11 protein-coding genes are annotated in these 12,077 nt (G+C 61.8%); 5 read left to right on the top strand and 6 right to left on the bottom strand.

Going from position 1 to position 12,077, the window contains the following annotated elements; all coding sequences use genetic code 11:
* The first annotated feature begins 38 nt into the window (after window positions 1-38).
* On the top strand, window positions 39-1,040 hold the full coding sequence (locus tag DNK06_RS13610; protein WP_131180538.1) for a TRAP transporter substrate-binding protein: 1,002 nt from the start codon (window positions 39-41) through the stop codon (window positions 1,038-1,040).
* Window positions 1,041-1,103: 63 nt separating this feature from the next.
* On the opposite strand, the gene cysG is transcribed toward DNK06_RS13610, so the two are convergent.
* The 6 genes from cysG to ftsK all read right to left on the bottom strand — a co-directional run bounded on the left by cysG (window position 1,104) and on the right by ftsK (window position 8,733).
* Window positions 1,104-2,501: a siroheme synthase CysG gene (cysG, locus tag DNK06_RS13605; RefSeq protein WP_131180537.1), complete on the bottom strand. Its 1,398-nt coding sequence runs from the start codon at window positions 2,499-2,501 to the stop codon at window positions 1,104-1,106.
* A 173-nt stretch (window positions 2,502-2,674) separates the two neighbouring features.
* Entirely contained in the window at window positions 2,675-3,952 is a 1,278-nt protein-coding gene (gene serS, locus DNK06_RS13600; protein ID WP_131180536.1) for a serine--tRNA ligase, read from the bottom strand.
* Window positions 3,953-3,968: 16 nt separating this feature from the next.
* Window positions 3,969-4,343, bottom strand: coding sequence for a fluoride efflux transporter CrcB (gene crcB, locus DNK06_RS13595; RefSeq protein WP_131180535.1), 375 nt, complete (start codon window positions 4,341-4,343; stop codon window positions 3,969-3,971).
* Complete coding sequence (locus DNK06_RS13590) at window positions 4,340-5,665, bottom strand: replication-associated recombination protein A (protein ID WP_131180534.1); 1,326 nt, start codon at window positions 5,663-5,665, stop codon at window positions 4,340-4,342. The genes crcB and DNK06_RS13590 overlap by 4 nt, the downstream gene beginning before the upstream one ends.
* Before the next feature lie 6 nt (window positions 5,666-5,671).
* On the bottom strand, window positions 5,672-6,298 hold the full coding sequence (gene lolA, locus DNK06_RS13585; protein WP_131180533.1) for an outer membrane lipoprotein periplasmic chaperone LolA: 627 nt from the start codon (window positions 6,296-6,298) through the stop codon (window positions 5,672-5,674).
* A gap of 20 nt (window positions 6,299-6,318) precedes the next feature.
* A complete protein-coding gene (ftsK, locus tag DNK06_RS13580; RefSeq protein ID WP_165493634.1) occupies window positions 6,319-8,733 on the bottom strand; it encodes a DNA translocase FtsK in 2,415 nt (804 codons plus the stop codon).
* Between the two features lie 209 nt (window positions 8,734-8,942).
* Between ftsK and trxB the strand changes: the two genes are divergently transcribed.
* The 4 genes from trxB to infA all read left to right on the top strand — a co-directional run bounded on the left by trxB (window position 8,943) and on the right by infA (window position 11,886).
* Complete coding sequence (trxB, locus tag DNK06_RS13575; RefSeq protein WP_131180531.1) at window positions 8,943-9,893, top strand: thioredoxin-disulfide reductase; 951 nt, start codon at window positions 8,943-8,945, stop codon at window positions 9,891-9,893.
* Between the two features lie 48 nt (window positions 9,894-9,941).
* On the top strand, window positions 9,942-10,643 hold the full coding sequence (gene aat, locus DNK06_RS13570) for a leucyl/phenylalanyl-tRNA--protein transferase (protein ID WP_131180530.1): 702 nt from the start codon (window positions 9,942-9,944) through the stop codon (window positions 10,641-10,643).
* Between the two features lie 68 nt (window positions 10,644-10,711).
* The gene (locus DNK06_RS13565; RefSeq protein ID WP_131180529.1) at window positions 10,712-11,419 is read left to right on the top strand and encodes an arginyltransferase; all 708 of its coding nucleotides are present in this window, start codon (window positions 10,712-10,714) and stop codon (window positions 11,417-11,419) included.
* A 248-nt stretch (window positions 11,420-11,667) separates the two neighbouring features.
* A complete protein-coding gene (infA, locus tag DNK06_RS13560) occupies window positions 11,668-11,886 on the top strand; it encodes a translation initiation factor IF-1 (RefSeq protein WP_002553999.1) in 219 nt (72 codons plus the stop codon).
* Window positions 11,887-12,077: the final 191 nt, after the last annotated feature.

Raw genomic sequence — 12,077 nt, 5'->3', positions numbered from 1 at the left:
CCGACCTAAAAATAGTCGATAAGAATAAGGTCACCCGCATGTTCAAAAAGATCGCCGTTGCGGCCGCCTGCGCCCTGACGCTCACTTCGTATACTACCCTCGCCCAAGAAAGCACATTGGTGATCAAGTTCGCTCATGTGGTGACCGATGACACCCCCAAGGGCCAGGGCGCGCTGATGTTCCAGAAGCTGGTCGATCAGCGCCTGGAAGGCAAGGTCAGAGTCGAGGTCTATCCCAACTCATCGCTGTATGGCGACGCCAACGAACTGGAAGCGCTGCGCAACAACGATGTGCAGATGCTGGCCCCTTCGCTGGCCAAGTTCGACCAGTACACCAAGCAGCTCCAGGTGTTCGATCTACCCTTCATGTTCGATGACCTGGAAGCGGTCAACCGTTTCCAGAAACGCGCCAAAGGCCGCCAGCTGCTGCGCTCCATGGAGGATCAGAACATCGTCGGCCTGGCCTATTGGCACAACGGCATGAAGCAGATGTCGGCGACCAAGGCCCTGCGTCTACCGGGAGATGCCACAGGGTTGAGCTTCCGTATCCAGAACTCCACGGTGCTCGAAGCCCAGTTCTCCCAGTTGGGCGCGAAGTCGGTGAAAATGCCGTTCGCCGAGGTCTACAAGGGCCTGCAGAGTGGCCAGGTACAGGGTGCCGAGAACCCTTGGTCGAACCTCTACAGCCAGAGTTTACATGAGGTTCAACCGTTCATCACCGAAACCAACCACGGCGTGCTCGACTACATGCTGATCAGCAACGCGCGCTTCTGGTACGGCATTCCCCACCAGATCCGCACCGAGCTCGAGGCCATCATCGACGAGGTCACCTTTGCGGTGAACCGCCAGGCTGAAGAGGCCAATCTGGCTGACCGTCGTCGTATCGAAGCCTCGGGGAAGAGCCAGGTCATCACGCTCACCCCGGAGCAACGCGAAGCCTGGCGCGAAGCCATGCGCCCGGTGTGGCAGCAGTTCGAAGCCGAGATTGGCAGTGATGCGATCAAGGCAGCGCAGATCGTCAACCGCAAACGCTACAACTGAGCCGCTGGGTGGATAGGGGGCGTCGCTGACGCTCTTCATCCACCACTACGAAACCAGTAGACGCTACTCGGAGCGCTCCTGAGCGCCTTCGAACCAGGCCAGTTTTTCCCGTAACTGCACCACTTCGCCGACGATTACCAGCGTCGGTGCATGCACCTCATGGCGAGCCACCAGATCCGGCAGGTTGGCCAGGGTGCCGGTAAATACCCGCTGATTCTCCGTGGTGCCCTGCTGCACCAGCGCTGCCGGCGTGCTGGCGGCACGGCCGTGGGCGATCAGTTGCTGACAGATGGTCGGTAACCCAACCAACCCCATGTAGAACACCAGGGTCTGGCTTGGCGCGATCAGCTCTGGCCAGGGCAGGTCGCAGCTGCCGTCCTTGAGGTGGCCCGTGACGAAGCGTACCGACTGCGCATGATCGCGATGGGTCAGCGGAATGCCTGCATAGGCCGAGCAGCCGCTGGCCGCGGTGATGCCGGGCACTACCTGGAAGGGAATGCCATGGGCTGCCAAATGCTCGATCTCTTCGCCACCACGGCCGAAGATGAACGGATCGCCACCCTTCAGTCTCAATACGCGCTTGCCGGCCTTGGCCAGATCGATCAGGCGCTGGTTGATCTGCTCCTGGGGGACGGCATGGTCGGCGCGGCGCTTGCCCACGTAGATGCGTTCGGCATCGCGGCGGCACAGTTCGATGATCGCCGGGGCTACCAGGCGATCGTAGAGCACCACGTCGGCCTGCTGCATCAGGCGCAGGGCGCGAAAGGTCAGCAGATCGGGGTCGCCTGGGCCGGCACCGACCAGATAGACCTCGCCCAGCGCCCGAGGCGCGGCGCCACTGAGCTTTTCTTCCAGCAGACGGCGAGCTTCGCCGAGCTTGCCAGCGAATACGCTTTCGGCGATTGCCCCCTGGAACACGTCCTCCCAGAACACCCGGCGCTGCTGTACATCGGGGAACAGGCTCTTGACCTGGGCACGGAAGATCTTCGCCAAGCCGGCTAGCTGACCGTATGTGGCGGGAATCCAGGTTTCGATCTTGGCGCGGATCAGGCGAGCCAGCACTGGCGCATCCCCGCCGCTGCTGACGGCGACGATCAGCGGAGAACGATCGACGATCGCCGGGAAGATCACGCTGCACAGCGCCGGCGCATCCACCACATTGACCGGAATGCCGAGCGCCTGTGCCTGCTGGGATATCTGCGCATTGAGCGGCATGTCGTCGGTGGCGGCGATCACCAGGGATACGCCCTGCAGGTCGCCTGTCTCGTAGCCACGCAACACCAGCTCCCCAGCCCCGTGCTCGACCAGCTCGCGCAATTCGCTGACCACATCGGGCGATACCACGCGCAGCGTACCGCCCGCATCGGCGAGCAGCCGCGCCTTGCGTAAGGCGATTTCGCCACCGCCCACCACCAGCACGCGGCGGTTCTGCAATTTGTGGAACAGAGGAAGGAAGTCCATAACGAGGCCCGCTTCAGTCGCTCACGGCAGCGACAGTAAAAAATAGCGGCCCCGAGACAAAGCTCGGAGCCTGATTTGTAGGGTGGATCGGGGCGCGTAGCCGACGCTCTATCCGTCCACCATTGCAACGGCCGGGTCTCAGCAGCGCGCCCGAGCCTTCTCGCAGACCCGCTTCAGATGACCTCGATGCCACCCATGTACGGCTTCAGCACGTCCGGCACACGGATCGTGCCGTCGGCCTGCTGGTAGTTCTCCAGTACGGCCACCAGGGTACGACCGACCGCCAGGCCGGAGCCGTTGAGGGTATGCAGCAGTTCCGGCTTGCCGGTTTCCGGGTTGCGATAGCGCGCCTGCATGCGCCGCGCCTGGAAATCGCCGCAGTTGGAGCAGGAGGAAATCTCGCGGTACTTGTCCTGGCTCGGCACCCAGACTTCCAGGTCGTAGGTCTTGGTCGCGCTGAAACCCATATCGCCGGTGCACAGCGCCAATACGCGATACGGCAGCTCGAGCAACTGCAGTACCTTCTCGGCATGGCCGGTCAGCTCTTCCAGCGCCTCGAAGGATTTGCCCGGTTCGACCACGTGCACCATCTCGACCTTGTCGAACTGATGCTGGCGGATCATGCCGCGGGTATCACGGCCCGACGCCCCCGCCTCGCTGCGGAAGCACGGCGTGTGGGCGACGAACTTCAGCGGCAGCTGCTTGGCATCGATGATCTCGCCAGCAACGATATTGGTCAGCGACACTTCGGCCGTTGGAATGAGATAGAAGTCGGCTTCGCCTTCGCGGCTGATCTTGAACAGGTCTTCCTCGAACTTAGGCAGTTGACCAGTGCCCTGCAGCGCTGGCGCCTGTACCAGATACGGCGTGTAGGCTTCTTCGTAACCATGCTCGGCGGTGTGCAGGTTGATCATGAACTGCGCCAGAGCACGGTGCAGACGGGCGATCGGGCCGCGCAACAGGGCGAAACGCGCACCGGACAGCTTGGCAGCGGTCTCGAAATCCAGCCAGCCGTGCTGTTCGCCGAGGCTGACGTGATCCTGCACCGGGAAGTCGAAGGTCTTGGGTGTACCCCAGCGACGCACTTCGAGGTTGTCGTCTTCATCCGCGCCGACCGGCACCGACTCGTCCGGCAGGTTGGGAATGCTCAGCAGCAGGTTGTCCAGCTCGACCTGGATGGCGTCCAGCTCGCGCTTGCCCTCTTCCAGCTCGCTGCCCATGCGGTCGACGTCAGCCAGCAGCGGTGCGATGTCTTCACCGCGCTGCTTGGCCTGGCCGATGGACTTGGATCGACTGTTGCGCTCGGCCTGCAATTGCTCGGTACGGGTCTGAACGGACTTGCGCTGAGCCTCGAGGGCTTCGACGCGGGTCACGTCCAGTTCATAGCCACGGGTGGCCAGACGCTGGGCAATATCGTGCAGTTGGCTGCGCACCAGTTTGGAATCGAGCATTTCAGGTTCTCGTCGATCAGAGTTTGGTTAGCGAAAGGCCTGCCCAAGTGGCGAGCAGGCCACCCAGAACACTCGCTGCCACATAGCCCAGGGCCAGTGGTGCCTGGCTGCTTTCCAGCAGGCGCAGGGTGTCCAGGGAAAACGAAGAAAAAGTGGTGAAGCCGCCGAGCACGCCGACGATCAACCCTGCCCGGATCGGCAGTGGCACCTCGGGGCGCAGCATGAACAGGCCGTAGAGTACCCCGATCAGCAGGCAGCCGACGAGATTCACCAGCAAGGTTGCCCCATAGAAATGCTGCGGCCAGTTGGCATTGACCCAGTTGCCCGTGGCAAAGCGTGCCAAAGTACCCAGCGCGCCACCCACGGCCACGGCGAGAATCGTCACTATCATGGCTTTCTCCGTTGCCGCGGGCTGTTGGCGTCCTGATCGGCCAGATGGGCGAGCTTGTCGCGAATCTTCAATTCCAGGCCGCGTGGTACCGGCTGGTAATAGTGACGCGGTTCGAGGTCTTCGGGAAAGTAGTCTTCGCCAGCGGCGTAGGCATCGGGTTCATCATGGGCGTAGCGGTATTCATCGCCATAGCCGAGTTGCTTCATCAGCTTGGTCGGTGCGTTGCGCAGGTGTAGCGGTACTTCGCGGGAGCCGTTTTCCGCCACGTCTCGCATGGCCGCCTTGAAGGCGCTGTACACGGCATTGCTCTTCGGCGCGCAGGCCAGGTAGACGATGGCCTGGGCCACGGCCAGCTCACCTTCCGGGCTGCCGAGGCGCTCCTGCACGTCCCAGGCATTCAGGCACAGTGTCAGTGCGCGCGGGTCGGCATTGCCGATATCCTCGCTGGCCATGCGTACCACGCGCCGGGCGATATACAGGGGGTCGCAACCGCCATCGAGCATACGCGCGAACCAGTACAGCGCACCGTCAGGGCTGGAGCCACGTACCGATTTGTGCAGCGCGGAAATCTGGTCGTAGAAGGCTTCGCCGCCCTTGTCGAAACGCCGGCGGGTGTCGCCCAGCAGATCGAGCAGCAGTTCGGTGCTGATCTCGCTCCCGTCATCGGCCAGGTCGGCGGCGTTCTCGAGAAAATTGAGGAAGCGTCGGCCATCGCCATCCGCGGCGCTCTTGAGAATCTCGAAGCTTTCGTCCGGTAGCGTCAGTTGGCGCTCGCCCAGCCCCTTGGCTTCGCTCAGGGCGCGGTCGACCAGCTTGCGCAGCGCTGCATCATCCAGGCTCTTGAGCACGTAGACGCGGGCGCGGGACAGCAAGGCGTTGTTGAGTTCGAACGAGGGGTTTTCCGTGGTGGCGCCGATGAAGATCAGCGTGCCGTCTTCCACGTAAGGCAGGAAGGCATCCTGCTGCGACTTGTTGAAACGATGCACTTCGTCGACGAACAGAATGGTGCGGCGACCGTACTGGGCCGCATGCTGCTGGGCGACCTCCACGGCCTGGCGGATTTCCTTGACCCCGGACAGCACTGCGGAAATGGTCTCGAAATGCGCATCGGTGACCTGGGCCAGCAGCCGTGCCAGGGTGGTCTTGCCCACACCGGGCGGCCCCCAGAAGATCATCGAATGCAGAGCGCCCTGCTCCAGCGCTTCGCGCAGCGGCTTGCCGCGGGCCAGCAGGTGCTCCTGGCCAACGTATTCGTCCAGCGTGGTCGCCCGTAAACGGGCGGCCAGCGGCTGGGCGACGGGCGCGCTGCGAAACAGATCCACGACTACCTACTCTTGGATGACGTCCGCACCCTCAGGGATTTCGAAGCTGAACTGCTTGTCATCCAGGGGGTCGTTCATCTTCACGTTCATGAACAGAATATTGGTGCGCTGGCCGATGCTGTCGATCAGTTGCATGTCGTTCAGCACACCGTTACGGAACGACAGGCGCAGGCTGTCGAACAGGGTGTCCTTGGACTTCGGCTTGAGGATGAAATCCACCACGCTGCCACCTTCCTTGAAAGTGATCTCGAAGTTCTCGCGAATCTGCGAGACATCACCGGAGAGCAACAAGGCCGGGGTGTGGGTCAGGCGCTGGTCGAGCGCCTGGATGGTCACCTGCTCGAGATCCGGGTCGTACAGCCATACCTGCTTGCCGTCGGATACCAGCAACTGCTCCATGGGCGCATCGGTGTGCCAGCGGAACAGGCCCGGGCGTTTCAGCGCCAATTCACCGGAGGTTTCCTGCAGTTGGGTACCGCTGCCATCGAGGGACAGCTGGGAGAAGCGCGCGGTGATGGTCTGCGCCTGGTTGAGCAGTTGGGTCAGACGCTGTACTGCGGCTTCATCATCGGCATGGGCGAACAGGCTCGCGGTACTCAGCACGGCGAGCAACATCAGGCGAATCAGGCGCATGTGAATCCTCTGTCAGGGTATTAATCGCGGTTAGACCCGGGGGCAATCACTTCCCGCGAACCGTTGGTGTTCATTGGCGTTACCACACCGGCCATTTCCATGGCTTCGATCATGCGAGCGGCGCGGTTGTAGCCGATCTTCAGTTTGCGCTGTACCGAGGAGATGGACGCACGGCGGCTTTCCAGTACGAAATTGACCGCTTCGTCGTATAGCGGATCCGATTCACTGTCGTCGCCACCTTCGGAACTGCCGCCACCGCCGTCGAAGCCACCGCCACCCTCTTCGGCGCCGGCCAGGATGTCTTCGTTGTAATCCGGTGCGCCACGCAGCTTCCAGGCTTCGACCACACGGTGCACTTCATCGTCGGAGACGAAGGCGCCGTGCACGCGAATCGGCAGGCTGGTGCCAGGCGGCATGTAGAGCATGTCACCGTGGCCGAGCAACTGTTCGGCACCACCCTGGTCGATGATGGTGCGCGAGTCGATCTTGCTCGATACCTGGAAGGCCATGCGGGTGGGGATGTTGGCCTTGATCAGACCGGTGATCACGTCCACCGACGGCCGCTGGGTAGCGAGAATCAGGTGAATCCCCGCCGCCCGTGCCTTCTGGGCGATACGGGCGATCAGTTCTTCGACCTTCTTGCCGACGATCATCATCATGTCGGCGAATTCGTCGACGACTACGACGATGGTCGGCAGCGTTTTCAGCAGCGGCGCTTCGTCTTCCATGCTTTCGCGGCGATACAGCGGATCGGACAGCGGCTCGCCGGCCTCGATGGCGTCTTTCACCTTGCGGTTGAAGCCCGCCAGGTTACGCACGCCCATCTTCGACATCAGCTTGTAGCGACGCTCCATCTCGGCGACGCTCCAGCGCAGCGCGTTGGCCGCTTCCTTCATGTCGGTGACGACCGGGCAGAGCAGATGGGGAATGCCTTCGTAGATCGACAACTCGAGCATTTTCGGGTCGATCATGATCATCTTGGCGTCTTCCGGCCCCGACTTGAACAGGATCGACAGAATCATCGCGTTCACGCCCACCGACTTACCGGAACCGGTGGTACCGGCGACCAGCAGGTGGGGCATTTTCGCCAGGTCGGTGATCACCGGCTTGCCGCCGATGTCATGGCCCAGGGCCAGGGTGACCGGCGATTTGGCGTCATCGTATTCGGGAGTCGACAGCACCTCGGAGAAGCGCACGATCTGGCGGTTCTCGTTGGGAATCTCGATACCGACGGTGGTCTTGCCTGGAATCACTTCCACCACACGGACGCTGGTCACCGCCAGCGAGCGCGCCAGATCCTTGGCCAGGTTGGCGATGCGGCTGACCTTGACGCCAGCGGCGGGTTGAATTTCGTAGCGGGTGATCACCGGGCCGGGGTGGATCGAGTCGACCGACACCTCGACACCGAACTCCTTGAGCTTGATCTCCAGCAGATGACCGACACCCGCCAGGGACTCGGGCGAATACTCGATCTTCTTGGCTTCTGCCGGGTCGAGCAGCGAGATCGGTGGCAGGGTGCCCTCCACGGCGCTGTCGACGAACAGCGGCGCCTGCTTTTCCTTCTGCACGCGCTTGCTCGGCTCAGGTGCCTTGGGCGCGATCGGAGCGGTAATGACCGGAGCAGGACGGCTTTCGCGTTCGCTCATGTGCTTGTTGAGCGACTCTTCACGCTCGATCAGGCGCTCCTTGACCTTGGCCTGCTCGCGGCGGTCACGTACTACCGGGGCCGCCACGTCGTGAACGCGCTCGTCCACTTCGCGCAGCTGGGCGACCAGTTGCTTGCGCTCCTGGCGCGAGCTCCACCAGCGATTGACCAGACTCTGCACCAGCTCCAGCAGATCCAGGGTGATCTTGCCGGTGATATCCATGACCTTGAACCAGGACAGGTCGGTAAATACGGTCAGTCCGAACAGGAAGAGCGCGATGAACAGCAGCGTACTGCCCTGCACGTTCAGCGCGGCGACGGTCAGTTGTCCGAGGCTTTCGCCCAGCGCGCCACCTGCCGATGCCGGCATGCCGGCACTGCTCTGAAAGTGAATGTAGGCCAGCGCGGCCCCCGACAGCACCAGGAACACCAGGCCGATCAGGCGCCAGGAAAACAGCCAGCCGCTCCAGTGCCAGGGTTCGTGACGGGCACGGAATACCTGCAGCGCCTTTATGCCGAGCAGTAATGGGAACAGATAAGCGAAGTAGCCCAGAGCCATGAACAATACATCGGCGAACCAGGCACCGGCGCGACCGGCCGCATTGTGCACCTGCTCGACGTTGCTGGTATGGGTCCAGCCCGGATCAGCCGGATCGTAGGTGAGCAGCGCCATCCACACGTAGAGGCACAACGCGCCAAGGGCGATCAGCGCACCCTCCTTGAGGCGATACGGTAGTTGCTGACGCCAGGCTGGCGCCGGTGCTGTAGAGCTAGAGTTCTTCAAACGCATCTGTTCCTGCGCCAGTAGCGCGCCGAATGATCGGTGGAGGACGAAACGCCGTCATTGTACGGCATGCTGCGCCAGTGATGGGGAGCTGATCGAACCCGTCCGCTCCCGCTTGCTTGACGCTTCGGTGTAGCATAGCGGCCACTATTCGTCCGTGCGGCTCAATTTGAGCACGCATTCTCTTTTGTGACAAAGGCTTATGAGGTGTTTTTATGAGCGAAGTCAAGCATTCCCGCCTGATTATCCTGGGCTCCGGGCCAGCCGGCTACAGTGCCGCCGTGTATGCCGCTCGCGCCAATCTGAAGCCTGTCATCATCACCGGTATTCAGCCTGGCGGTCAGCTCACCACCACAACCGAAGTCGACAACTGGCCGGGTGATGTCGAAGGGCTGACAGGCCCGGGCCTGATGGAACGCATGCAGAAACACGCCGAGCGTTTCGAAACCGAGATCATCTACGACCACATCCACACTGCCGAGTTGCAGAGCCGCCCGTTTACCCTCAAGGGTGATAGCGGAACCTACACCTGTGATGCGCTGATCATCGCGACTGGCGCATCGGCCCAGTACCTGGGCCTGCCTTCCGAAGAAGCGTTCGCCGGCAAGGGGGTTTCCGCCTGCGCAACCTGCGACGGTTTCTTCTACCGTAACCAGGTGGTCGCGGTCATCGGCGGCGGCAACACTGCCGTCGAAGAGGCCCTCTACCTCTCCAACATTGCCAAGGAAGTGCACCTGGTACACCGCCGCGACAAGCTGCGTTCGGAGAAGATCCTGCAGGACAAGCTGTTCGACAAGGCTGCCAACGGCAACGTGCGCCTGCATTGGAACCACACCCTGGAAGAAGTTCTCGGCGACGCCACTGGGGTAACCGGTGCCCGCCTGCGCAACACCCGGGATGGCAGCACCAGCGATCTGCCGCTGGCCGGCGTGTTCATCGCCATCGGCCACAAACCCAATACCGACCTGTTCCAGGGCCAGCTGGAAATGCGCGATGGCTACCTGCTGATCCAGGGCGGCAACGAAGGCAACGCCACCGCCACCAGCATCGAAGGCGTGTTCGCCGCTGGCGACGTGGCCGACCACGTCTACCGCCAGGCCATCACCTCGGCCGGTGCCGGCTGCATGGCCGCCCTCGACGTCGAAAAATTTCTCGACGACAACTGATCAACCCCGGCGGGGTAAAACCCGCCCTCCCCTGCCGCGGTTTCGCCAATGCTCACCTGGTTGCAACGCGACTCACTGACCTTCCCGCCTCTCGATAAAGCCCTGCGCGAGCCCAACGGGCTACTGGCTGCCGGCGGCGATCTGCGTGCCGAGCGTCTGATCGCCGCCTACCGGCATGGCTGCTTTCCCTGGTATCAGGAGGGACAGCCTCTGCTGTGGTGGTCGCCGGATCCGCGCACCGTGCTGTTTCCCGACGAACTGCATGTGTCACGCAGCCTGCGTAAAGTGATCCGTCAGGGTCATTACCGAGTGACCTTCGACCAGGCCTTCTCTGACGTCATCCAGGCCTGTGCCGCACCGCGTGACTACGCCGACGGCACCTGGATCACCCCCCCCATGCAGCAGGCCTATATCGAGTTGCACGGGCGCGGCGTGGCCCATAGTGTGGAAGTCTGGCAAAGCGAGCAGTTGGTTGGCGGCCTTTACGGGCTGGCCATGGGCAAGTTGTTCTTTGGCGAGTCGATGTTCAGCCGGGCCGACAATGCCTCCAAGGTTGGTTTCGTGGCGCTGGTCGAGCACCTCAAGAGCTGGGGATTCGAACTGATCGACTGCCAGATGCCAACCCAGCACCTGCACAGCCTCGGTGCGCGAGCCATCACTCGAGCGGAGTTCTCCGATTACCTGCGGCGCTTTCTGGATCGACCCGGCTCTTCCAAGTGGATCACTCGAACGCCGCCGAGCGATCGATGACCTGCTCATTCTGGCCGGCTCCTGCTAGCTGGCATACACTGATTCGAGGCTAATCCCGGGAGTCGATCATGACCGAGCTGGCTCGCCTGAAGTTCTATGCCACCCAGCCGCATCCGTGCAGCTACCTGTCCGGAGAACAGGCCACAACCCTGTTTCTCGACCCTAGCCAGCCAATGGATGCGCACGTATATGCCGAGCTTTCCGAGCTTGGTTTCCGGCGTAGTGGCGATCATCTCTACCGCCCACATTGCCAGCGCTGCACTGCCTGCGTGCCGGCGCGGATTCCTGCTGCCCGGTTCATTGCCAATCGGCAGCAGCGACGAATCATCAAGCGTAATGAATCGGTTCAAGTGCGCGCGGTCAGGCCAGTGTTCAGCGAGGAGTATTACGACCTCTACGTACGCTACATCGAGCAGCGCCACGCCGACGGGGACATGTACCCGCCCAGTCACGAACAGTTCTCCACTTTCCTGGTACGCGACCTGCCGTTCTCGTGCTTTTACGAGTTTCGGGATGAGGGGCGGCTGCTGGCCATTGCCGTGACCGATGTGCTGCCCAATGGGCTGTCAGCGGTCTACACCTTCTACGATCCTGACGAAGAGCGCCGCAGCCTCGGCCGCTTCGCCATCCTCTGGCAGATAGGCGAGGCCCGTCGCATGAATCTTCAAGCCGTCTACCTGGGGTACTGGATCAAGAATTGCCGAAAAATGAATTACAAGACGCAATACCGGCCGATAGAGCTGTTCGTCAATCAGCATTGGGTCGTTCTCACCTGAAGGCTCCCGCCTCAGTCTGACCGCGCTGGAACCCGCCTTGCCTCGAGGAAAGATCCGCATCACGAAGTTTGGCTGACCACGCCTGAGCCAGGCTTGCGGGTTGCGTAAAGTTTCGCGCGGCAACATGACTTGCGCTGAAACAGGAACAGCCCCTTGGCGTCAACCCCAGTTTTCGGGCACAATGCACGCCGCTTTTGCCTGGGGCCAGTTGCGCCGGGCCATTCATTGGATACCGAGGGCTTTACTGCATGTCGAAAGAAGACAGCTTCGAAATGGAAGGCACTGTCGTCGACACCCTGCCCAACACCATGTTTCGTGTGGAGTTGGAAAACGGGCACGTCGTTACCGCGCACATCTCCGGAAAGATGCGCAAGAATTACATCCGCATTCTGACTGGTGACAAGGTGCGCGTAGAGCTGACGCCTTACGACCTGAGCAAGGGTCGCATCACCTACCGCGCCCGCTAACAGACAGGAAGCAACGCTTCCTGCCCTGCCAGCCAAGCGGAAATGGAAACGCCCGGCATCTGCCTAATGCCAGTCAGTTAAGCTGACTGGCATTTTTCTTTTTGGGGTATTTGGTCGGTTTAGGTTTCACGACGCGGGGATAGTGCCGTTCTCGCCTGGGTGGCAGGACGAAGTGACGGGCCTGGATTCTC

The organism is Phytopseudomonas daroniae, assembly GCF_004327285.1.
GTDB lineage: Bacteria > Pseudomonadota > Gammaproteobacteria > Pseudomonadales > Pseudomonadaceae > Aquipseudomonas > Aquipseudomonas daroniae.
Note: the sequence above shows the minus strand (reverse complement) of the source record. Positions and strands in the feature narration are given on the sequence as shown.

Bases quoted from the DNA above. Each gene is read 5' to 3' on its own strand.
- DNK06_RS13610 (WP_131180538.1), top strand. From the start codon at position 39: ATGTTCAAAAAGATCGCCGTTGCGGCCGCCTGCGCCCTGACGCTCACT.
- cysG (WP_131180537.1), bottom strand. From the start codon at position 2,501: ATGGACTTCCTTCCTCTGTTCCACAAATTGCAGAACCGCCGCGTGCTG.
- serS (WP_131180536.1), bottom strand. From the start codon at position 3,952: ATGCTCGATTCCAAACTGGTGCGCAGCCAACTGCACGATATTGCCCAG.
- crcB (WP_131180535.1), bottom strand. From the start codon at position 4,343: ATGATAGTGACGATTCTCGCCGTGGCCGTGGGTGGCGCGCTGGGTACT.
- lolA (WP_131180533.1), bottom strand. From the start codon at position 6,298: ATGCGCCTGATTCGCCTGATGTTGCTCGCCGTGCTGAGTACCGCGAGC.
- ftsK (WP_165493634.1), bottom strand. From the start codon at position 8,733: ATGCGTTTGAAGAACTCTAGCTCTACAGCACCGGCGCCAGCCTGGCGT.
- trxB (WP_131180531.1), top strand. From the start codon at position 8,943: ATGAGCGAAGTCAAGCATTCCCGCCTGATTATCCTGGGCTCCGGGCCA.
- aat (WP_131180530.1), top strand. From the start codon at position 9,942: ATGCTCACCTGGTTGCAACGCGACTCACTGACCTTCCCGCCTCTCGAT.
- DNK06_RS13565 (WP_131180529.1), top strand. From the start codon at position 10,712: ATGACCGAGCTGGCTCGCCTGAAGTTCTATGCCACCCAGCCGCATCCG.
- infA (WP_002553999.1), top strand. From the start codon at position 11,668: ATGTCGAAAGAAGACAGCTTCGAAATGGAAGGCACTGTCGTCGACACC.